The organism is Klebsiella sp. JB_Kp042 (assembly GCF_040065275.1).
Lineage (GTDB): Bacteria > Pseudomonadota > Gammaproteobacteria > Enterobacterales > Enterobacteriaceae > Klebsiella > Klebsiella quasipneumoniae.
In genome coordinates, this window is sequence record NZ_JBEAJL010000109.1 from 1 (window position 1) to 17,209 (window position 17,209).

Annotated in this window: 35 protein-coding genes and 1 pseudogene; 34 read left to right on the forward strand and 2 right to left on the reverse strand. The window is 51.2% G+C overall.

Going from position 1 to position 17,209, the window contains the following annotated elements:
• From tuf to bfr, 3 genes and pseudogenes are all read left to right on the forward strand, one after another.
• A pseudogene (gene tuf, locus ABLV54_RS23185) lies at positions 1–128 on the forward strand (elongation factor Tu); the annotation flags it as partial.
• Between the two features lie 180 nt (positions 129–308).
• Complete coding sequence (gene bfd, locus ABLV54_RS23190) at positions 309–503, forward strand: bacterioferritin-associated ferredoxin (protein WP_004152415.1); 195 nt, start codon at positions 309–311, stop codon at positions 501–503.
• A 73-nt stretch (positions 504–576) separates the two neighbouring features.
• Positions 577–1,053, forward strand: coding sequence for a bacterioferritin (gene bfr / locus ABLV54_RS23195; RefSeq protein ID WP_004206792.1), 477 nt, complete (start codon positions 577–579; stop codon positions 1,051–1,053).
• Here the strand turns inward: bfr and ABLV54_RS23200 are convergent.
• Positions 1,037–1,522 (reverse strand): A24 family peptidase, encoded by a 486-nt coding sequence (locus ABLV54_RS23200; protein WP_050534362.1) that lies wholly within the window; start codon positions 1,520–1,522, stop codon positions 1,037–1,039. The genes bfr and ABLV54_RS23200 overlap by 17 nt on opposite strands.
• A gap of 382 nt (positions 1,523–1,904) precedes the next feature.
• On the opposite strand from ABLV54_RS23200, the gene rpsJ reads away from it, so the two are divergent.
• The 31 genes from rpsJ to ABLV54_RS23355 all read left to right on the forward strand — a co-directional run bounded on the left by rpsJ (position 1,905) and on the right by ABLV54_RS23355 (position 16,802).
• Entirely contained in the window at positions 1,905–2,216 is a 312-nt protein-coding gene (rpsJ, locus tag ABLV54_RS23205) for a 30S ribosomal protein S10 (RefSeq protein WP_001181005.1), read from the forward strand.
• Positions 2,217–2,248: 32 nt separating this feature from the next.
• Positions 2,249–2,878, forward strand: coding sequence for a 50S ribosomal protein L3 (rplC, locus tag ABLV54_RS23210; protein WP_002919796.1), 630 nt, complete (start codon positions 2,249–2,251; stop codon positions 2,876–2,878).
• Between the two features lie 10 nt (positions 2,879–2,888).
• A complete protein-coding gene (gene rplD, locus ABLV54_RS23215; protein ID WP_002919794.1) occupies positions 2,889–3,494 on the forward strand; it encodes a 50S ribosomal protein L4 in 606 nt (201 codons plus the stop codon).
• Positions 3,491–3,793: a 50S ribosomal protein L23 gene (gene rplW / locus ABLV54_RS23220; RefSeq protein WP_000617546.1), complete on the forward strand. Its 303-nt coding sequence runs from the start codon at positions 3,491–3,493 to the stop codon at positions 3,791–3,793. Before rplD ends, rplW begins: the two co-directional genes overlap by 4 nt.
• A 17-nt stretch (positions 3,794–3,810) precedes the next feature.
• Positions 3,811–4,632, forward strand: a complete 822-nt coding sequence (rplB, locus tag ABLV54_RS23225) for a 50S ribosomal protein L2 (RefSeq protein ID WP_002919786.1) — start codon at positions 3,811–3,813, stop codon at positions 4,630–4,632.
• Positions 4,633–4,648: 16 nt separating this feature from the next.
• A complete protein-coding gene (rpsS, locus tag ABLV54_RS23230; protein WP_001138115.1) occupies positions 4,649–4,927 on the forward strand; it encodes a 30S ribosomal protein S19 in 279 nt (92 codons plus the stop codon).
• Between the two features lie 14 nt (positions 4,928–4,941).
• Positions 4,942–5,274 (forward strand): 50S ribosomal protein L22, encoded by a 333-nt coding sequence (gene rplV / locus ABLV54_RS23235; RefSeq protein WP_002919773.1) that lies wholly within the window; start codon positions 4,942–4,944, stop codon positions 5,272–5,274.
• Positions 5,275–5,291: 17 nt separating this feature from the next.
• The gene (gene rpsC, locus ABLV54_RS23240) at positions 5,292–5,990 is read left to right on the forward strand and encodes a 30S ribosomal protein S3 (RefSeq protein WP_002919766.1); all 699 of its coding nucleotides are present in this window, start codon (positions 5,292–5,294) and stop codon (positions 5,988–5,990) included.
• A gap of 12 nt (positions 5,991–6,002) precedes the next feature.
• On the forward strand, positions 6,003–6,413 hold the full coding sequence (gene rplP / locus ABLV54_RS23245; protein WP_002919759.1) for a 50S ribosomal protein L16: 411 nt from the start codon (positions 6,003–6,005) through the stop codon (positions 6,411–6,413).
• The gene (rpmC, locus tag ABLV54_RS23250; protein WP_002919754.1) at positions 6,413–6,604 is read left to right on the forward strand and encodes a 50S ribosomal protein L29; all 192 of its coding nucleotides are present in this window, start codon (positions 6,413–6,415) and stop codon (positions 6,602–6,604) included. Before rplP ends, rpmC begins: the two co-directional genes overlap by 1 nt.
• Positions 6,604–6,858, forward strand: a complete 255-nt coding sequence (rpsQ, locus tag ABLV54_RS23255; protein ID WP_002919751.1) for a 30S ribosomal protein S17 — start codon at positions 6,604–6,606, stop codon at positions 6,856–6,858. The genes rpmC and rpsQ overlap by 1 nt, the downstream gene beginning before the upstream one ends.
• Before the next feature lie 165 nt (positions 6,859–7,023).
• A complete protein-coding gene (gene rplN, locus ABLV54_RS23260) occupies positions 7,024–7,395 on the forward strand; it encodes a 50S ribosomal protein L14 (RefSeq protein WP_002919748.1) in 372 nt (123 codons plus the stop codon).
• A 10-nt stretch (positions 7,396–7,405) separates the two neighbouring features.
• Positions 7,406–7,720 (forward strand): 50S ribosomal protein L24, encoded by a 315-nt coding sequence (rplX, locus tag ABLV54_RS23265; RefSeq protein ID WP_000729185.1) that lies wholly within the window; start codon positions 7,406–7,408, stop codon positions 7,718–7,720.
• A 14-nt stretch (positions 7,721–7,734) separates the two neighbouring features.
• Positions 7,735–8,274, forward strand: coding sequence for a 50S ribosomal protein L5 (gene rplE, locus ABLV54_RS23270; RefSeq protein WP_001096200.1), 540 nt, complete (start codon positions 7,735–7,737; stop codon positions 8,272–8,274).
• A 14-nt stretch (positions 8,275–8,288) separates the two neighbouring features.
• Entirely contained in the window at positions 8,289–8,594 is a 306-nt protein-coding gene (gene rpsN, locus ABLV54_RS23275; protein WP_002919667.1) for a 30S ribosomal protein S14, read from the forward strand.
• Between the two features lie 33 nt (positions 8,595–8,627).
• Positions 8,628–9,020, forward strand: a complete 393-nt coding sequence (gene rpsH, locus ABLV54_RS23280) for a 30S ribosomal protein S8 (protein WP_002919665.1) — start codon at positions 8,628–8,630, stop codon at positions 9,018–9,020.
• A gap of 12 nt (positions 9,021–9,032) precedes the next feature.
• Entirely contained in the window at positions 9,033–9,566 is a 534-nt protein-coding gene (gene rplF, locus ABLV54_RS23285; RefSeq protein WP_002919662.1) for a 50S ribosomal protein L6, read from the forward strand.
• Between the two features lie 9 nt (positions 9,567–9,575).
• Entirely contained in the window at positions 9,576–9,929 is a 354-nt protein-coding gene (gene rplR, locus ABLV54_RS23290) for a 50S ribosomal protein L18 (protein ID WP_000358960.1), read from the forward strand.
• A 14-nt stretch (positions 9,930–9,943) separates the two neighbouring features.
• Positions 9,944–10,447 (forward strand): 30S ribosomal protein S5, encoded by a 504-nt coding sequence (rpsE, locus tag ABLV54_RS23295; protein ID WP_002919545.1) that lies wholly within the window; start codon positions 9,944–9,946, stop codon positions 10,445–10,447.
• A gap of 3 nt (positions 10,448–10,450) precedes the next feature.
• The gene (gene rpmD, locus ABLV54_RS23300; protein WP_001140434.1) at positions 10,451–10,630 is read left to right on the forward strand and encodes a 50S ribosomal protein L30; all 180 of its coding nucleotides are present in this window, start codon (positions 10,451–10,453) and stop codon (positions 10,628–10,630) included.
• A gap of 3 nt (positions 10,631–10,633) precedes the next feature.
• On the forward strand, positions 10,634–11,068 hold the full coding sequence (gene rplO / locus ABLV54_RS23305) for a 50S ribosomal protein L15 (protein WP_002919516.1): 435 nt from the start codon (positions 10,634–10,636) through the stop codon (positions 11,066–11,068).
• A gap of 7 nt (positions 11,069–11,075) precedes the next feature.
• The gene (gene secY, locus ABLV54_RS23310; RefSeq protein WP_002919515.1) at positions 11,076–12,407 is read left to right on the forward strand and encodes a preprotein translocase subunit SecY; all 1,332 of its coding nucleotides are present in this window, start codon (positions 11,076–11,078) and stop codon (positions 12,405–12,407) included.
• A 33-nt stretch (positions 12,408–12,440) separates the two neighbouring features.
• Positions 12,441–12,557, forward strand: coding sequence for a 50S ribosomal protein L36 (gene rpmJ, locus ABLV54_RS23315; RefSeq protein ID WP_000868187.1), 117 nt, complete (start codon positions 12,441–12,443; stop codon positions 12,555–12,557).
• Between the two features lie 146 nt (positions 12,558–12,703).
• The gene (rpsM, locus tag ABLV54_RS23320) at positions 12,704–13,060 is read left to right on the forward strand and encodes a 30S ribosomal protein S13 (RefSeq protein WP_002919259.1); all 357 of its coding nucleotides are present in this window, start codon (positions 12,704–12,706) and stop codon (positions 13,058–13,060) included.
• A 16-nt stretch (positions 13,061–13,076) separates the two neighbouring features.
• Positions 13,077–13,466 carry a 30S ribosomal protein S11 gene (rpsK, locus tag ABLV54_RS23325; RefSeq protein ID WP_002919257.1) on the forward strand — a complete coding sequence of 130 codons (390 nt, stop codon included), beginning with the start codon at positions 13,077–13,079 and terminating at the stop codon, positions 13,464–13,466.
• A 33-nt stretch (positions 13,467–13,499) separates the two neighbouring features.
• Positions 13,500–14,120: a 30S ribosomal protein S4 gene (gene rpsD / locus ABLV54_RS23330; RefSeq protein ID WP_002919224.1), complete on the forward strand. Its 621-nt coding sequence runs from the start codon at positions 13,500–13,502 to the stop codon at positions 14,118–14,120.
• 25 nt (positions 14,121–14,145) lie between these two features.
• Positions 14,146–15,135: a DNA-directed RNA polymerase subunit alpha gene (rpoA, locus tag ABLV54_RS23335; RefSeq protein ID WP_002919219.1), complete on the forward strand. Its 990-nt coding sequence runs from the start codon at positions 14,146–14,148 to the stop codon at positions 15,133–15,135.
• 40 nt (positions 15,136–15,175) lie between these two features.
• On the forward strand, positions 15,176–15,562 hold the full coding sequence (gene rplQ / locus ABLV54_RS23340; RefSeq protein WP_002919206.1) for a 50S ribosomal protein L17: 387 nt from the start codon (positions 15,176–15,178) through the stop codon (positions 15,560–15,562).
• A 107-nt stretch (positions 15,563–15,669) separates the two neighbouring features.
• Positions 15,670–16,038 carry a DUF1992 domain-containing protein gene (locus ABLV54_RS23345; RefSeq protein ID WP_032454201.1) on the forward strand — a complete coding sequence of 123 codons (369 nt, stop codon included), beginning with the start codon at positions 15,670–15,672 and terminating at the stop codon, positions 16,036–16,038.
• A gap of 2 nt (positions 16,039–16,040) precedes the next feature.
• Positions 16,041–16,466, forward strand: coding sequence for a Zn(2+)-responsive transcriptional regulator (gene zntR / locus ABLV54_RS23350; RefSeq protein WP_023291172.1), 426 nt, complete (start codon positions 16,041–16,043; stop codon positions 16,464–16,466).
• Between the two features lie 57 nt (positions 16,467–16,523).
• The gene (locus tag ABLV54_RS23355) at positions 16,524–16,802 is read left to right on the forward strand and encodes a ribosome alternative rescue factor ArfA (protein ID WP_023291171.1); all 279 of its coding nucleotides are present in this window, start codon (positions 16,524–16,526) and stop codon (positions 16,800–16,802) included.
• Here ABLV54_RS23355 and mscL read toward each other — a convergent pair.
• Complete coding sequence (mscL, locus tag ABLV54_RS23360; protein WP_004145325.1) at positions 16,738–17,151, reverse strand: large-conductance mechanosensitive channel protein MscL; 414 nt, start codon at positions 17,149–17,151, stop codon at positions 16,738–16,740. The two genes, ABLV54_RS23355 and mscL, sit on opposite strands and share 65 nt — an antisense overlap.
• Positions 17,152–17,209: the final 58 nt, after the last annotated feature.

Here is a 17,209-nt window from a genome sequence, read left to right on the forward strand (position 1 = left end):
CGGGCGACAACATCAAAATGGTTGTTACCCTGATCCACCCGATCGCGATGGACGACGGTCTGCGTTTCGCAATCCGTGAAGGCGGCCGTACCGTTGGCGCGGGCGTTGTAGCTAAAGTTCTGGGCTAATTCGTTAGCTTTGAATAAAAAAGGGCGCTTCGGCGCCCTTTTTGCTGTCCGTCGTTCAGCGAAAAGGGCGGTGCTACTGGCGATTCATAACGTGCGCTGCGGCGGATAATGAGTAAATGGTCTATTGTAATCATAACTATTCTCATTTAATATTTGTGCATAAATTGAACGGGAGTTTATATGTACGTTTGTTTGTGCAATGGCGTCAGCGATAAAAAAATTCGCCAGGTTGTTCGCCAGTTTCAACCGCAATCTTTTCAGCAATTACGTAAGTTTGTTCCCGTTGGAAATCAATGCGGTAAGTGTGTTCGCGCGGCGCGGGAAGTTATGGAAGATGAATTAACCACCATGCCGGAATTCAAAGAAATCGCCTGAAGTCCACGCTTCTCTTTTGACATCCCTATAGGCCGGACTACGCTTCAATGAGTGGAAGCGGAGGGACTATATAATGAAAGGTGATGTCAAAATCATAAGTTATCTCAATAAATTATTGGGAAATGAGCTGGTCGCAATTAATCAGTACTTTCTCCATGCGAGAATGTTCAAAAACTGGGGCCTGATGCGCCTCAACGATATTGAGTACCACGAATCCATCGACGAAATGAAGCACGCCGATAAATACATCGAGCGTATTCTTTTTCTCGAAGGTATCCCGAATCTGCAGGATCTCGGCAAACTTGGCATCGGTGAAGATGTGGAAGAGATGCTGCAGTCCGATTTAAGACTGGAGCTGGAGGGGGCGCAAAACCTGCGCGAGGCGATCGCCTATGCCGACAGCGTCCATGACTACGTCAGCCGCGATATGATGATTGAGATCCTGGCGGATGAAGAAGGCCATATCGACTGGCTGGAAACCGAACTCGATCTGATCGGCAAAATCGGTCTGCAAAATTACCTGCAGTCGCAGATCAAAGTGTCAGACTAGCCAGCGTCTGACTCCCGCACCAGAAACCCGCGGCCGCCAGAAATGGCCCAAACGGCAGCGGGTTGTTCCCCCTCCATTTACTGCTCCCGCCGTACCTGGCGTACAAACCTGATACTGCCCACACCGCGCAGGCGAGCAGCGATGCCACCAGTAGAAGCTGCGGCAGCAATCGCCAGCCATGCCAGGCGCCGAGGGCGGCGAGATACTTGATATCCCCATACCCCAATCCCTCATAGCCGCGGATCCCGCGATATAGCCAGTAAAGCGCAGCCAAACAGAGATAGCCGGCTATCGCCCCCCAGACGGCATCATGAAGCTGGTACGGCGCCAGACAGAGATAAAAAAGCAAACCACTCCACAGCAGGGGACAGGTGTAACGGTCGGGCAGCAGGCCGTGACGCAGGTCCTGGTGGCATAAGGCTAAGGTCAATCCGCTATAGCACAGCAAGAAGGGGAGGGCGGCGAGCATGGTTAACCCCGCAATCGTCAAAGAACATCGTCTCACTATGCTTATTGTCCCCGTTCAGTGCAAAAGGCACTTCCCTGGAATGGATGGCGCCATCCGCGTTAATTTGCCGCGTTGTCACCCGGTACCGTTCGCTAGCGCGAAGGTGCGCAAATCCTGGTGATGATTTTCTAAACAGCACTTGCGTAGCGCCAGAATTTGCGTATAATGCGCGGGCCTGTCAAAGTTGACGGCCGGTTCAATATGAACCCTGGTAATCGCAGTTGGGTTATCAAACAATGTCCCCAATCGGGGGGCTATGTAAGAACGGTTACACTCTCCCATCAATCGTAATGGGTATGAGGAGTAATCATTTCGTCTATAAAATAATTGGAGCTCTGGTCTCATGCAGAACCAAAGAATCCGTATCCGCCTGAAAGCGTTTGATCATCGTCTGATCGATCAATCAACCGCGGAAATCGTCGAGACTGCTAAGCGCACTGGTGCGCAAGTCCGTGGTCCGATCCCGCTGCCGACCCGCAAAGAGCGCTTTACCGTTCTGATCTCCCCGCACGTCAACAAAGACGCGCGTGACCAGTACGAAATTCGCACTCACAAGCGTCTGGTTGACATCGTTGAGCCAACTGAAAAAACCGTTGATGCTCTGATGCGTCTGGATCTGGCTGCCGGTGTAGACGTGCAGATCAGCCTGGGTTAATCAGGTCATCGAGCGATTGAGAGGTTGAAACAATGATTGGTTTAGTCGGTAAAAAAGTGGGCATGACCCGCATCTTCACTGAAGATGGCGTTTCTATCCCAGTAACCGTAATCGAAGTTGAAGCAAACCGTGTTACTCAGGTTAAAGACCTGGCTAACGATGGCTACCGCGCAATCCAGGTTACCACCGGTGCTAAAAAAGCTAACCGTGTAACCAAGCCGGAAGCGGGTCACTTCGCTAAAGCTGGCGTTGAAGCTGGCCGTGGTCTGTGGGAATTCCGTCTGGCTGACGGCGAAGAATTCACCGTAGGTCAGAACATTAGCGTTGAACTGTTTGCTGACGTTAAAAAAGTTGACGTAACCGGTACCTCTAAAGGTAAAGGTTTTGCTGGTACCGTTAAGCGCTGGAACTTCCGTACCCAGGACGCTACTCACGGTAACTCCTTGTCCCACCGCGTTCCGGGTTCTATCGGTCAGAACCAGACTCCGGGCAAAGTGTTCAAAGGCAAGAAAATGGCAGGTCAGCTGGGTAATGAGCGTGTAACCGTTCAGAGCCTGGACGTAGTACGTGTTGACGCTGAGCGCAACCTGCTGCTGGTTAAAGGTGCTGTCCCGGGTGCGACCGGTAGCGACCTGATCGTTAAACCAGCTGTGAAGGCGTGAGGAGATAGCAATGGAATTAGTATTGAAAGACGCGCAGAGCGCGCTGACTGTTTCCGAAACTACCTTCGGTCGTGATTTCAACGAAGCGCTGGTTCACCAGGTTGTTGTTGCTTATGCAGCTGGTGCGCGTCAGGGCACTCGTGCTCAGAAGACTCGTGCTGAAATCACTGGCTCCGGTAAAAAACCGTGGCGCCAGAAAGGTACCGGCCGTGCGCGTTCTGGTTCTATCAAGAGCCCGATCTGGCGTTCCGGTGGCGTGACCTTTGCTGCTCGTCCGCAGGACCACAGTCAAAAAGTTAACAAGAAGATGTACCGCGGCGCGCTGAAAAGCATCCTGTCCGAACTGGTACGTCAGGATCGTCTGATCGTTGTCGAGAAGTTCTCTGTTGAAGCGCCGAAAACTAAGCTGCTGGCACAGAAACTGAAAGACATGGCTCTGGAAGATGTGCTGATCATCACCGGTGAGCTGGACGAGAACCTGTTCCTGGCCGCACGTAACCTGCACAAGGTTGACGTACGTGATGCGAACGGTATCGACCCGGTTAGCCTGATCGCCTTCGACAAAGTCGTAATGACTGCTGATGCTGTTAAGCAAGTTGAGGAGATGCTGGCATGATTCGTGAAGAACGTCTGCTGAAGGTGCTGCGCGCACCGCACGTTTCTGAAAAAGCGTCTACTGCGATGGAAAAAACAAACACCATCGTTCTCAAAGTTGCTAAAGACGCGACCAAAGCAGAAATCAAAGCTGCTGTGCAGAAACTGTTTGAAGTCGAAGTCGAAGTCGTTAACACCCTGGTTGTTAAAGGGAAAGTTAAACGTCACGGACAGCGTATCGGTCGTCGTAGCGACTGGAAAAAAGCTTACGTCACCCTGAAAGAAGGCCAGAATCTGGACTTCGTTGGCGGCGCTGAGTAAGTCGGAGGAGTAATACAATGGCAGTTGTTAAATGTAAACCGACATCTCCGGGTCGTCGCCACGTCGTTAAAGTGGTTAACCCAGAGCTGCACAAGGGCAAACCTTTTGCTCCGTTGCTGGAAAAAAACAGCAAATCCGGTGGTCGTAACAACAATGGCCGTATCACCACCCGTCATATCGGTGGTGGCCACAAGCAGGCTTACCGTATTGTTGACTTCAAACGCAACAAAGATGGTATCCCGGCAGTTGTTGAACGTCTTGAGTACGATCCGAACCGCTCCGCGAACATCGCGCTGGTTCTGTACAAAGACGGCGAGCGCCGTTACATCCTGGCCCCGAAAGGCCTGAAAGCTGGCGACCAGATTCAGTCTGGCGTTGATGCTGCAATCAAAGCAGGCAACACCCTGCCGATGCGCAATATCCCGGTTGGTTCTACCGTTCATAACGTAGAAATGAAACCAGGTAAAGGCGGTCAGCTGGCTCGTTCCGCTGGTACTTACGTTCAGATCGTTGCTCGCGACGGTGCTTATGTCACCCTGCGTCTGCGTTCTGGTGAAATGCGTAAAGTCGAAGCAGACTGCCGCGCTACTCTGGGCGAAGTTGGCAATGCTGAGCATATGCTGCGCGTTCTGGGTAAAGCAGGTGCTGCACGCTGGCGTGGTGTTCGTCCTACCGTTCGCGGTACTGCGATGAACCCAGTAGACCACCCACATGGTGGTGGTGAAGGTCGTAACTTTGGTAAGCACCCGGTATCCCCGTGGGGCCTGCAGACCAAAGGTAAGAAGACCCGCAGCAACAAGCGTACTGATAAATTCATCGTACGTCGCCGTAGCAAATAATTTTAGAGGATAAGCCATGCCACGTTCTCTCAAGAAAGGTCCTTTTATTGACCTGCACTTGCTGAAGAAGGTAGAGAAAGCGGTGGAAAGCGGAGACAAGAAGCCCCTGCGCACTTGGTCCCGTCGTTCAACGATCTTTCCTAACATGATCGGTTTGACCATCGCTGTCCATAATGGTCGTCAGCACGTTCCAGTATTTGTTTCCGACGAAATGGTCGGTCACAAACTGGGTGAATTCGCACCGACTCGTACTTATCGCGGCCACGCTGCTGATAAAAAAGCGAAGAAGAAATAAGGTAGGAGGAAGAGATGGAAACTTTAGCTCAACATCGCCATGCTCGTTCTTCTGCTCAGAAGGTTCGCCTTGTAGCTGACCTGATTCGCGGTAAGAAAGTGTCGCAGGCCCTGGATATTCTGACCTACACCAACAAAAAAGCTGCTGTACTGGTCAAGAAGGTACTGGAATCTGCCATTGCTAACGCTGAACACAACGATGGCGCTGACATTGATGATCTGAAAGTTGCGAAAATTTTCGTAGACGAAGGCCCGAGCATGAAGCGCATTATGCCGCGTGCTAAAGGTCGTGCAGATCGCATCCTGAAGCGCACCAGCCACATCACTGTGGTTGTGTCCGATCGCTGAGACTCTGGAGACTAGCAATGGGTCAGAAAGTACATCCTAATGGTATTCGCCTGGGTATTGTCAAACCATGGAACTCTACCTGGTTCGCGAACACCAAAGAATTCGCTGACAACCTGGACAGCGATTTTAAAGTACGTCAGTTCCTGACTAAAGAACTGGCTAAAGCGTCTGTATCTCGCATCGTTATCGAGCGTCCGGCTAAGAGCATCCGTGTGACCATTCACACCGCTCGCCCGGGTATCGTTATCGGTAAGAAAGGCGAAGACGTAGAAAAACTGCGCAAGGTCGTAGCGGATATCGCTGGCGTACCTGCACAGATCAATATCGCCGAAGTTCGTAAACCTGAACTGGACGCAAAACTGGTTGCTGACAGCATCACTTCTCAGCTGGAACGTCGCGTTATGTTCCGTCGTGCGATGAAGCGTGCTGTACAGAACGCAATGCGTCTGGGCGCTAAAGGTATCAAAGTTGAAGTTAGCGGCCGTCTGGGCGGCGCGGAAATCGCACGTACCGAATGGTACCGTGAAGGTCGCGTACCGCTGCACACTCTGCGTGCTGACATCGACTACAACACCTCTGAAGCGCACACCACTTACGGTGTAATCGGCGTTAAGGTATGGATCTTCAAAGGTGAGATCCTGGGTGGTATGGCTGCTGTTGAACAACCGGAACCGGCTGCTCAACCTAAAAAGCAGCAGCGTAAAGGCCGTAAATAAGGAGCGTCGCTGATGTTACAACCAAAGCGTACAAAATTCCGTAAAGTGCACAAAGGCCGCAACCGTGGTCTGGCGCAGGGTACGGATGTTAGCTTCGGCACTTTCGGTCTGAAAGCTGTTGGCCGTGGTCGTCTGACTGCACGTCAGATCGAAGCAGCACGTCGTGCTATGACCCGTGCAGTTAAGCGTCAAGGTAAGATCTGGATCCGTGTATTCCCGGACAAACCGATCACCGAGAAGCCGCTGGAAGTTCGTATGGGTAAAGGTAAAGGTAACGTGGAGTACTGGGTTGCCTTGATTCAGCCGGGTAAAGTCCTGTATGAAATGGACGGTGTACCGGAAGAGCTGGCCCGTGAAGCATTCGGCCTGGCAGCAGCGAAACTGCCGATCAAAACCACCTTTGTAACTAAGACGGTGATGTAATGAAAGCAAAAGAGCTGCGTGAAAAAAGCGTTGAAGAGCTGAACGCTGAGCTGCTGAACCTGCTGCGTGAGCAGTTCAACCTGCGCATGCAGGCTGCAAGTGGCCAGCTGCAACAGACTCATCTGCTGAAGCAAGTGCGTCGTGATGTTGCACGCGTTAAGACTTTACTGACTCAGAAGGCGGGTGCGTAATGACCGATAAAATCCGTACTCTGCAAGGTCGCGTAGTTAGCGACAAAATGGAGAAATCCATTGTTGTTGCTATCGAACGTATGGTGAAACACCCGGTTTACGGCAAATTCATCAAACGTACGACCAAACTGCACGTACATGACGAGAACAACGAATGCGGTATCGGCGACAAGGTTGAAATCCGCGAATGCCGTCCGCTGTCCAAGACTAAGTCCTGGACGCTGGTTCGCGTTGTAGAGAAAGCGGTTCTGTAATAGAGTACGCATTCTCGATACGGATAAACGGCTCAGCGATGAGCCGTTTATTTTTTCTACCCATATCTGGTTTGTGGTGTTATAATGCCGCGCCCTCGATATGGGGCTTTTTAACGACCCTAATTTTCGGGTCTCAGTAGTAGTTGACATTAGCGGAGCACTAAAATGATCCAAGAACAGACTATGCTGAACGTCGCCGACAACTCCGGTGCACGTCGCGTAATGTGTATCAAGGTTCTGGGTGGCTCGCACCGTCGCTACGCAGGCGTAGGCGACATCATCAAGATCACCATCAAAGAAGCAATTCCGCGTGGTAAGGTCAAAAAAGGTGATGTGCTGAAGGCGGTAGTGGTGCGCACCAAGAAGGGTGTTCGTCGCCCGGACGGTTCTGTCATTCGCTTCGATGGTAATGCATGCGTTATTCTGAATAATAACAGCGAGCAGCCTATCGGTACGCGTATTTTTGGGCCGGTAACTCGTGAACTTCGTACCGAGAAGTTCATGAAAATTATCTCTCTGGCACCAGAAGTACTCTAAGGAGCGAATCATGGCAGCGAAAATCCGTCGTGATGACGAAGTTATCGTGTTAACCGGTAAAGATAAAGGTAAGCGCGGTAAAGTTAAGAATGTCCTGTCTTCCGGCAAGGTCATTGTTGAAGGTATCAACCTGGTTAAGAAACACCAGAAGCCGGTTCCGGCTCTGAACCAACCAGGCGGCATCGTTGAAAAAGAAGCTGCAATTCAGGTTTCTAACGTTGCAATCTTCAATGCGGCAACCGGCAAGGCTGACCGTGTAGGCTTTAGATTCGAAGACGGCAAAAAAGTCCGTTTCTTCAAGTCTAACAGCGAAACTATCAAGTAATTTGGAGTAGTACGATGGCGAAACTGCATGATTACTACAAAGACGAAGTAGTTAAGAAACTCATGACTGAGTTTAACTACAATTCTGTCATGCAAGTCCCTCGGGTCGAGAAGATCACCCTGAACATGGGTGTTGGTGAAGCGATCGCTGACAAGAAACTGCTGGATAACGCAGCAGCTGACTTGGCAGCAATCTCCGGTCAAAAACCGCTGATCACCAAAGCACGCAAATCAGTTGCAGGCTTCAAAATCCGTCAGGGCTATCCGATCGGCTGTAAAGTAACTCTGCGTGGCGAACGCATGTGGGAGTTCTTTGAGCGCCTGATCACTATTGCTGTACCGCGTATTCGTGACTTCCGCGGCCTGTCCGCTAAGTCTTTCGACGGTCGTGGCAACTACAGCATGGGTGTCCGTGAGCAGATCATCTTCCCAGAAATCGACTACGATAAAGTCGACCGCGTTCGTGGTTTGGATATTACCATTACCACTACTGCGAAATCTGACGAAGAAGGCCGTGCTCTGCTGGCTGCCTTTGACTTCCCGTTCCGCAAGTAAGGTAGGGTTACTTAATGGCTAAGCAATCAATGAAAGCACGCGAAGTAAAGCGCGTGGCTTTAGCTGATAAATTCTTCGCTAAACGCGCTGAACTGAAAGCTATCATCTCTGATGTGAACGCAACCGACGAAGATCGTTGGAATGCCGTTCTCAAGCTGCAGACTCTGCCGCGTGATTCCAGCCCGTCTCGTCAGCGTAACCGCTGCCGTCAAACAGGTCGTCCGCATGGTTTCCTGCGGAAGTTCGGGTTGAGCCGTATTAAGGTCCGTGAAGCCGCTATGCGCGGTGAAATCCCGGGTCTGAAAAAGGCTAGCTGGTAATTGTCACCAATTGAATCACGGGAGTAAAGACAGATGAGCATGCAAGATCCGATCGCGGATATGCTGACCCGTATCCGTAACGGTCAGGCCGCGAACAAAGCTGCGGTCACCATGCCTTCCTCCAAGCTGAAAGTGGCAATCGCCAACGTGCTGAAGGAAGAAGGTTTTATCGAAGATTTTAAAGTTGAAGGCGACACCAAGCCGGAACTGGAACTGACTCTTAAGTATTTCCAGGGTAAAGCTGTTGTAGAAAGCATTCAGCGTGTCAGCCGCCCAGGTCTGCGCATCTATAAGAAAAAAGATGAGCTGCCGAAAGTTATGGCCGGTCTGGGTATCGCAGTTGTTTCTACCTCTAAAGGTGTTATGACTGATCGTGCAGCGCGCCAGGCTGGTCTTGGTGGCGAAATTATCTGCTACGTAGCCTAATCGGAGGAAAAAATGTCTCGTGTTGCTAAAGCACCGGTCGTTGTTCCTGCCGGCGTTGATGTAAAAATCAACGGTCAGGTTATTACGATCAAAGGTAAAAACGGCGAGCTGACTCGTACTCTCAACGATGCTGTTGAAGTTAAACATGCAGATAATGCACTGACCTTCGGTCCGCGTGATGGTTACGCAGACGGTTGGGCTCAGGCTGGTACCGCGCGTGCCCTGCTGAACTCAATGGTTATCGGTGTTACCGAAGGCTTCACTAAGAAGCTGCAGCTGGTTGGTGTAGGTTATCGTGCAGCGGTCAAAGGGAATGTAGTAAACCTGGCTTTAGGTTTCTCTCACCCGGTTGATCATCAGCTGCCTGCGGGTATCACTGCAGAATGTCCGACTCAGACTGAAATCGTGCTGAAAGGCGCTGATAAGCAGGTGATCGGCCAGGTTGCAGCAGATCTGCGCGCCTACCGTCGTCCTGAGCCTTACAAAGGCAAGGGTGTTCGTTACGCCGACGAAGTCGTGCGTACCAAAGAGGCTAAGAAGAAGTAAGGTAACACTATGGATAAGAAATCTGCTCGTATCCGTCGTGCGACCCGCGCACGCCGCAAGCTCCAGGAGCTGGGCGCAACTCGCCTGGTGGTACATCGTACCCCGCGTCACATTTACGCACAGGTAATTGCACCGAATGGTTCTGAAGTTCTGGTAGCTGCTTCTACTGTAGAAAAAGCTATCGCTGAACAACTGAAGTACACCGGTAACAAAGACGCTGCTGCAGCTGTGGGTAAAGCTGTCGCTGAACGCGCTCTGGAAAAAGGCATCAAAGATGTTTCCTTTGACCGTTCCGGGTTCCAATATCATGGTCGTGTCCAGGCACTGGCAGATGCTGCCCGTGAAGCTGGCCTTCAGTTCTAAGGTAGAGGTGTAAGATGGCTCACATCGAAAAACAAGCTGGCGAACTGCAGGAAAAGCTGATCGCGGTAAACCGCGTATCTAAAACCGTTAAAGGTGGTCGTATTTTCTCCTTCACAGCTCTGACTGTAGTTGGCGATGGTAACGGTCGCGTTGGTTTTGGTTACGGTAAAGCGCGTGAAGTTCCAGCAGCGATCCAGAAAGCGATGGAAAAAGCCCGTCGCAATATGATTAACGTCGCGCTGAACCACGGCACCCTGCAGCACCCGGTTAAGGGTACTCACACGGGTTCTCGTGTATTCATGCAGCCGGCTTCCGAAGGTACCGGTATCATCGCCGGTGGTGCAATGCGCGCCGTTCTGGAAGTCGCTGGGGTTCGTAACGTTCTGGCTAAAGCGTATGGTTCCACTAACCCGATTAACGTGGTTCGTGCAACTATCGACGGTCTGGAAAACATGAAGTCCCCGGATATGGTCGCTGCCAAGCGTGGTAAATCCGTTGAAGAAATTCTGGGGAAATAAACCATGGCAAAGACTATTAAAATTACTCAAACCCGCAGTGCAATCGGTCGTCTGCCGAAACACAAGGCAACGCTGCTTGGCCTGGGTCTGCGTCGTATTGGTCACACCGTAGAGCGCGAGGATACTCCTGCTGTTCGTGGTATGGTCAACGCGGTTTCCTTCATGGTTAAAGTTGAGGAGTAAGAGATGCGTTTAAATACTCTGTCTCCGGCCGAAGGCTCCAAAAAGGCGGGTAAACGCCTGGGTCGTGGTATCGGTTCTGGCCTCGGTAAAACCGGTGGTCGTGGTCACAAAGGTCAGAAATCTCGTTCTGGCGGTGGCGTACGTCGCGGTTTCGAGGGTGGTCAGATGCCTCTGTACCGTCGTCTGCCGAAATTCGGCTTCACTTCTCGTAAAGCGATGATCACCGCAGAGATCCGTCTCTCCGATCTGGCTCACGTAGAAGGCGATGTAGTAGACCTGAACGCGCTGAAAGCGGCTAACATTATCGGTGTCCAGATCGAGTTCGCGAAAGTGATCCTGTCTGGTGAGGTAACTCGTCCGGTAACTGTTCGTGGCCTGCGTGTGACTAAAGGTGCTCGTGCTGCTATCGAAGCTGCTGGCGGTAAAATTGAGGAATAAGTAGCAGATGGCTAAACAACCGGGATTAGATTTTCAAAGTGCCAAAGGTGGCCTTGGCGAACTGAAACGCAGACTTCTGTTTGTGGTCGGTGCGCTGATAGTGTTCCGTATTGGCTCTTTTATTCCGATCCCTGGTATTGATGCCGCTGTACTTGCCAAACTGCTTGAGCAACAGCGAGGCACCATCATTGAAATGTTCAACATGTTCTCTGGTGGTGCTCTCAGCCGTGCTTCTATCTTTGCATTGGGGATTATGCCGTATATCTCGGCATCAATCATCGTGCAGCTGCTGACGGTGGTTTATCAACCGCTGGCGGAACTGAAGAAAGAAGGGGAGTCTGGTCGTCGTAAGATCAGCCAGTACACCCGCTACGGTACTCTGGTGCTGGCGATATTCCAGTCGATCGGTATTGCTACCGGTCTGCCGAATATGCCTGGTATGCAGGGCCTGGTGATTAATCCAGGCTTTGCATTCTATTTCACCGCTGTTGTTAGTCTGGTCACAGGGACTATGTTCCTGATGTGGCTCGGCGAACAGATCACTGAACGCGGTATCGGTAACGGTATCTCGATCATTATCTTCGCCGGTATCGTTGCGGGACTCCCGCCGGCCATCGCCCATACTATCGAGCAAGCGCGTCAAGGCGACCTGCACTTCCTCCTGTTGCTGTTGGTTGCAGTATTAGTATTTGCAGTGACCTTCTTTGTTGTATTCGTTGAACGTGGGCAACGCCGCATTGTGGTAAACTACGCGAAACGTCAACAGGGTCGTCGTGTCTATGCTGCACAGAGCACACATTTACCGCTGAAAGTGAATATGGCGGGGGTAATCCCGGCAATCTTCGCTTCCAGTATTATACTGTTCCCGGCAACCATCACGTCATGGTTCGGGGGTGGTACTGGTTGGAACTGGCTGACAACAATTTCGCTGTATTTGCAGCCTGGGCAACCGCTTTATGTGTTACTCTATGCGTCTGCAATCATCTTCTTCTGTTTCTTCTACACGGCGTTGGTTTTCAACCCGCGTGAAACAGCAGATAACCTGAAGAAGTCCGGTGCATTTGTACCAGGAATTCGTCCGGGAGAGCAAACGGCGAAGTATATCGATAAAGTGATGACTCGCCTGACTCTGGTTGGTGCGTTGTACATTACTTTTATCTGCCTGATCCCGGAGTTCATGCGTGACGCGATGAAAGTGCCGTTCTACTTCGGTGGGACCTCGCTGCTTATCGTTGTTGTCGTGATTATGGACTTTATGGCTCAAGTGCAAACTCTGATGATGTCCAGTCAGTATGAGTCTGCATTGAAGAAGGCGAACCTGAAAGGCTACGGCCGCTAAAACTGGTCGCCCGAGAAGTTACGGAGAGTAAAAATGAAAGTTCGTGCTTCCGTCAAGAAATTATGCCGTAACTGCAAAATCGTTAAGCGTGATGGCGTCATCCGTGTGATTTGCAGTGCCGAGCCGAAGCATAAACAGCGCCAAGGCTGATTTTTTCGCATATTTTTCTTGCAAAGTTGGATTGAGCTGGCTAGATTAGCCAGCCAATCTTTTGTATGTCTGTACGTTTCCATTTGAGTATCCTGAAAACGGGCTTTTCAGCATGGTGCGTACATATTAAATAGTAGGAGTGCATAGTGGCCCGTATAGCAGGCATTAACATTCCTGATCACAAACATACCGTAATCGCTTTAACCGCTATTTTCGGTATCGGCAAAACCCGTTCTAAAGCCATCTGCGCTGAAACGGGCATCGCTGAAAATGTTAAGATCAGTGAGCTGTCTGAAGAACAAATTGATATTCTGCGTGAAGCAGTAGGTAAATTTGTCGTTGAAGGTGATCTGCGCCGTGAAATCACCCTGAGCATCAAGCGTCTGATGGACCTTGGTTGCTACCGTGGTTTGCGTCATCGTCGTGGTCTCCCGGTTCGCGGTCAGCGTACCAAGACCAACGCACGTACCCGTAAGGGTCCGCGTAAACCGATCAAGAAATAATCGGGGTGATTGAATAATGGCAAAGGCACCAATTCGTGCACGTAAGCGTGTAAGAAAACAAGTCTCTGACGGCGTGGCTCATATCCATGCTTCTTTTAACAACACCATCGTTACCATTACTGATCGTCAGGGTAACGCACTGGGTTGGGCAACAGCCGGTGGTTCCGGTTTCCGTGGTTCTCGCAAATCCACTCCGTTCGCAGCTCAGGTTGCAGCAGAGCGTTGCGCAGAAGCCGTAAAAGAATACGGCATCAAGAATCTGGAAGTTATGGTCAAAGGTCCGGGTCCGGGTCGCGAATCTACCATTCGTGCACTGAACGCCGCTGGTTTCCGCATCACTAATATTACTGATGTGACTCCGATCCCTCATAACGGTTGTCGTCCGCCGAAAAAACGTCGCGTATAACGCTGCGTTTTCCAGGTTAGTTGGAGAAAGAAAATGGCAAGATATTTGGGTCCTAAGCTCAAGCTGAGCCGTCGTGAGGGCACCGACTTATTCCTTAAGTCTGGCGTTCGCGCGATCGATACCAAGTGTAAAATTGAACAAGCTCCTGGCCAGCACGGTGCGCGTAAGCCGCGTCTGTCTGACTATGGTGTGCAGTTGCGTGAAAAGCAAAAAGTTCGCCGTATGTACGGTGTGCTGGAGCGTCAGTTCCGTAACTACTATAAAGAAGCAGCACGTCTGAAAGGCAACACCGGTGAAAACCTGTTGGCTCTGCTGGAAGGTCGTCTGGACAACGTTGTATACCGTATGGGCTTCGGCGCCACTCGTGCTGAAGCACGCCAGCTGGTTAGCCACAAAGCGATTATGGTAAACGGTCGTGTTGTTAACATCGCTTCTTATCAGGTTAAAGCGAATGACGTTGTCAGCATTCGTGAGAAAGCGAAAAAGCAATCTCGCGTGAAAGCCGCTCTGGAGCTGGCTGAGCAGCGTGAAAAGCCAACCTGGCTGGAAGTTGATGCTGGCAAGATGGAAGGTACGTTCAAGCGTCAGCCGGAGCGTTCTGATCTGTCTGCGGACATTAACGAACACCTGATCGTCGAGCTTTACTCCAAGTAAAGCTTAGTACCAAAGAGAGGACACAATGCAGGGTTCTGTGACAGAGTTTCTAAAACCGCGCCTGGTCGATATCGAGCAAGTGAGTTCGACGCACGCCAAGGTGACCCTTGAGCCTTTAGAGCGTGGCTTCGGCCATACTCTGGGTAACGCACTGCGCCGTATTCTGCTCTCATCGATGCCGGGTTGCGCGGTGACCGAGGTTGAGATTGATGGTGTACTGCACGAGTACAGCACCAAAGAAGGCGTTCAGGAAGACATCCTTGAAATCCTGCTCAACCTGAAAGGGCTGGCGGTGAGAGTTCAGGGTAAAGATGAAGTCATCCTTACTTTGAATAAATCTGGCATTGGCCCTGTGACCGCAGCCGACATTACCCACGACGGTGATGTCGAAATCGTCAAGCCGCAGCACGTGATTTGCCACCTGACTGATGAGAACGCTGCTATCAGCATGCGTATCAAAGTTCAGCGCGGTCGCGGTTATGTGCCGGCTTCTGCCCGAATTCATTCGGAAGAAGATGAGCGCCCAATCGGCCGTCTGCTGGTCGACGCCTGCTACAGCCCTGTAGAGCGTATTGCCTACAATGTTGAAGCTGCGCGTGTAGAACAGCGTACCGACCTGGACAAGCTGGTCATCGAAATGGAAACCAACGGCACAATCGATCCTGAAGAGGCGATTCGTCGTGCGGCAACCATCCTGGCTGAACAACTGGAAGCTTTTGTTGACTTACGTGATGTACGTCAGCCAGAAGTGAAAGAAGAGAAACCAGAATTCGATCCGATCCTGCTGCGCCCTGTTGACGATCTGGAATTGACTGTCCGCTCTGCTAACTGCCTCAAGGCAGAAGCTATCCACTATATCGGTGATCTGGTACAGCGTACCGAGGTTGAGTTGCTGAAAACGCCGAACCTGGGTAAAAAATCTCTTACTGAGATTAAAGACGTGCTGGCTTCCCGTGGACTGTCTCTGGGCATGCGCCTGGAAAACTGGCCACCAGCAAGCATTGCTGACGAGTAACCGGATCACAGGTTAAGGTTTTACTGAGAAGGATAAGGTCATGCGCCATCGTAAGAGTGGTCGTCAACTGAACCGCAACAGCAGCCATCGCCAGGCTATGTTCCGTAACATGGCAGGTTCGCTGGTTCGTCATGAAATCATCAAGACGACCCTGCCGAAAGCGAAAGAACTGCGTCGCGTAGTTGAGCCGCTGATTACTCTTGCCAAGACTGATAGCGTTGCTAATCGTCGTCTGGCATTCGCCCGTACTCGTGATAACGAGATCGTGGCAAAACTGTTTAACGAGCTGGGCCCGCGTTTCGCGAGCCGCGCCGGTGGTTACACTCGCATTCTGAAGTGTGGCTTCCGTGCAGGCGACAACGCGCCGATGGCATACATCGAGCTGGTTGATCGTGCTGAGCCGAAAGCAGAAGCTGCTGCAGAGTAATCTGTAGTAACGTAAAAAAACCCGCCCCGGCGGGTTTTTTTATATCTACCCCATCCCCACTTCACTACAATATCTGTACTCTTTTTGTTCATCCCCGGAGCCGTAGAATGTGGTTACTGGATCAGTGGGCAGAACGCCATATCCTCGATGCCCAAACCAAAGGCGAGTTCGATAATTTACCCGGTAGCGGCGTGCCGCTAACGCTCGATGACGATTCGCATGTACCGGCCGAGCTGCGGGCAGGCTATCGCCTTCTGAAGAATGCAGGGTGTCTTCCCCCGGAGCTGGAGCAGCGCAAAGAAGCGGTGGCTCTGGCAGACTTGCTTAAGGGGGTCCGTCAGGACGACCCGCGGCATGCCGAACTCAGCAAGCGCCTTGCTCTGCTCGAGCTTAAGCTGCGTCAGGCAGGACTGAACACCGACTTTTTACGCGGTGAGTACGCCGATGCGTTGCTGCACAAAATTAATCAGGAGTGAATATGTATCGTATTGGTGAGCTGGCAAAACTGGCTGATGTGACGCCAGATACCATCCGTTATTATGAAAAACAGCAAATGATGGATCATGATGTGCGCACTGAGGGGGGATTTCGTCTTTACTCGGATAACGATCTTCAGCGTTTGCGCTTTATTCGCTATGCCCGTCAGCTGGGCTTTACTCTGGAAGCGATCCGCGAATTATTGTCGATCCGTATCGATCCGGAGCATCACACCTGTCAGGAGTCGAAAGGGATCGTTCAGGCGCGATTAAGCGAAGTTGAGGCGCGGATCAACGAGCTACAAACGATGCGTCGCTCTCTGCAACGGCTCAATGATGCGTGCTGCGGCACAGCTCACAGCAGCGTTTACTGTTCGATCCTCGAGGCCCTTGAGCAAGGCGCCAGCAACGGCAATACCGGGCGTTGATTTTTTGTGGGCGCGGATCTACACTCGCGCGGAATTCACACATCCACTGGAGTTACTATGAGTCGCTATCAGCATACCAAAGGACAAATTAAAGATAACGCCATTGAGGCACTTCTCCACGATCCATTATTCAGGCAGCGCGTAGAGAAGAATAAGAAAGGGAAAGGAAGCTATCAACGTAAAGATAAACATGCAGCAAGGAATGACCGGGAGGCCAGTGGCAAGCAAGCGAATCGCTTTTTTACCACTGGCCTTCTGCTTTCACTGCTGATTAAGAACGGTTGTTTTGTTCTTTCAGCAGATCGCGAATTTCGCTCAGCAGGACTTCTTCTTTAGAGGGCGCTGGCGGTGCCGCCGGAGCCTCTTCTTTCTTACGATTTAACTTATTCATCAGTTTAATCGCCATGAAAATGGCAAATGCGACGATGATGAAATCGAAAACGTTCTGAATAAACACCCCGTAGTGCATCACCACTGCCGGTACATCACCCTGGGCATCGCGCAGCGTGACGGCAAACTGTTTAAAATCGATCCCGCCAATCAACAGGCCGAGCGGCGGCATAATAATATCCGCGACCAGCGACGAAACAATTTTACCGAATGCTGCACCGATGATCACACCCACTGCCAAATCGACAACGTTCCCGCGCATCGCGAATTCGCGAAACTCTTTTAAAAAACTCATTTTATTCTCCTTGAGCCAGCTGACGTTGTAAGTTTAACAAATGTATTTTCATTTGCCA

Bases quoted from the DNA above. Each gene is read 5' to 3' on its own strand.
- rplX (WP_000729185.1), top strand. From the start codon at position 7,406: ATGGCAGCGAAAATCCGTCGTGATGACGAAGTTATCGTGTTAACCGGT.
- rplQ (WP_002919206.1), top strand. From the start codon at position 15,176: ATGCGCCATCGTAAGAGTGGTCGTCAACTGAACCGCAACAGCAGCCAT.
- zntR (WP_023291172.1), top strand. From the start codon at position 16,041: ATGTATCGTATTGGTGAGCTGGCAAAACTGGCTGATGTGACGCCAGAT.
- rpoA (WP_002919219.1), top strand. From the start codon at position 14,146: ATGCAGGGTTCTGTGACAGAGTTTCTAAAACCGCGCCTGGTCGATATC.
- secY (WP_002919515.1), top strand. From the start codon at position 11,076: ATGGCTAAACAACCGGGATTAGATTTTCAAAGTGCCAAAGGTGGCCTT.
- ABLV54_RS23355 (WP_023291171.1), top strand. From the start codon at position 16,524: ATGAGTCGCTATCAGCATACCAAAGGACAAATTAAAGATAACGCCATT.
- rplD (WP_002919794.1), top strand. From the start codon at position 2,889: ATGGAATTAGTATTGAAAGACGCGCAGAGCGCGCTGACTGTTTCCGAA.
- rplV (WP_002919773.1), top strand. From the start codon at position 4,942: ATGGAAACTTTAGCTCAACATCGCCATGCTCGTTCTTCTGCTCAGAAG.
- rpsK (WP_002919257.1), top strand. From the start codon at position 13,077: ATGGCAAAGGCACCAATTCGTGCACGTAAGCGTGTAAGAAAACAAGTC.
- rpsE (WP_002919545.1), top strand. From the start codon at position 9,944: ATGGCTCACATCGAAAAACAAGCTGGCGAACTGCAGGAAAAGCTGATC.
- rplR (WP_000358960.1), top strand. From the start codon at position 9,576: ATGGATAAGAAATCTGCTCGTATCCGTCGTGCGACCCGCGCACGCCGC.
- bfr (WP_004206792.1), top strand. From the start codon at position 577: ATGAAAGGTGATGTCAAAATCATAAGTTATCTCAATAAATTATTGGGA.
- mscL (WP_004145325.1), bottom strand. From the start codon at position 17,151: ATGAGTTTTTTAAAAGAGTTTCGCGAATTCGCGATGCGCGGGAACGTT.
- rplC (WP_002919796.1), top strand. From the start codon at position 2,249: ATGATTGGTTTAGTCGGTAAAAAAGTGGGCATGACCCGCATCTTCACT.
- rpsS (WP_001138115.1), top strand. From the start codon at position 4,649: ATGCCACGTTCTCTCAAGAAAGGTCCTTTTATTGACCTGCACTTGCTG.
- bfd (WP_004152415.1), top strand. From the start codon at position 309: ATGTACGTTTGTTTGTGCAATGGCGTCAGCGATAAAAAAATTCGCCAG.
- rpsJ (WP_001181005.1), top strand. From the start codon at position 1,905: ATGCAGAACCAAAGAATCCGTATCCGCCTGAAAGCGTTTGATCATCGT.
- rplW (WP_000617546.1), top strand. From the start codon at position 3,491: ATGATTCGTGAAGAACGTCTGCTGAAGGTGCTGCGCGCACCGCACGTT.
- rplE (WP_001096200.1), top strand. From the start codon at position 7,735: ATGGCGAAACTGCATGATTACTACAAAGACGAAGTAGTTAAGAAACTC.
- rpsN (WP_002919667.1), top strand. From the start codon at position 8,289: ATGGCTAAGCAATCAATGAAAGCACGCGAAGTAAAGCGCGTGGCTTTA.
- rpmC (WP_002919754.1), top strand. From the start codon at position 6,413: ATGAAAGCAAAAGAGCTGCGTGAAAAAAGCGTTGAAGAGCTGAACGCT.
- rpsC (WP_002919766.1), top strand. From the start codon at position 5,292: ATGGGTCAGAAAGTACATCCTAATGGTATTCGCCTGGGTATTGTCAAA.
- rpsD (WP_002919224.1), top strand. From the start codon at position 13,500: ATGGCAAGATATTTGGGTCCTAAGCTCAAGCTGAGCCGTCGTGAGGGC.
- rpmD (WP_001140434.1), top strand. From the start codon at position 10,451: ATGGCAAAGACTATTAAAATTACTCAAACCCGCAGTGCAATCGGTCGT.
- rplF (WP_002919662.1), top strand. From the start codon at position 9,033: ATGTCTCGTGTTGCTAAAGCACCGGTCGTTGTTCCTGCCGGCGTTGAT.
- rplN (WP_002919748.1), top strand. From the start codon at position 7,024: ATGATCCAAGAACAGACTATGCTGAACGTCGCCGACAACTCCGGTGCA.
- rplO (WP_002919516.1), top strand. From the start codon at position 10,634: ATGCGTTTAAATACTCTGTCTCCGGCCGAAGGCTCCAAAAAGGCGGGT.
- ABLV54_RS23200 (WP_050534362.1), bottom strand. From the start codon at position 1,522: ATGCTCGCCGCCCTCCCCTTCTTGCTGTGCTATAGCGGATTGACCTTA.
- rpmJ (WP_000868187.1), top strand. From the start codon at position 12,441: ATGAAAGTTCGTGCTTCCGTCAAGAAATTATGCCGTAACTGCAAAATC.
- rplB (WP_002919786.1), top strand. From the start codon at position 3,811: ATGGCAGTTGTTAAATGTAAACCGACATCTCCGGGTCGTCGCCACGTC.
- rpsH (WP_002919665.1), top strand. From the start codon at position 8,628: ATGAGCATGCAAGATCCGATCGCGGATATGCTGACCCGTATCCGTAAC.
- rplP (WP_002919759.1), top strand. From the start codon at position 6,003: ATGTTACAACCAAAGCGTACAAAATTCCGTAAAGTGCACAAAGGCCGC.
- ABLV54_RS23345 (WP_032454201.1), top strand. From the start codon at position 15,670: ATGTGGTTACTGGATCAGTGGGCAGAACGCCATATCCTCGATGCCCAA.
- rpsQ (WP_002919751.1), top strand. From the start codon at position 6,604: ATGACCGATAAAATCCGTACTCTGCAAGGTCGCGTAGTTAGCGACAAA.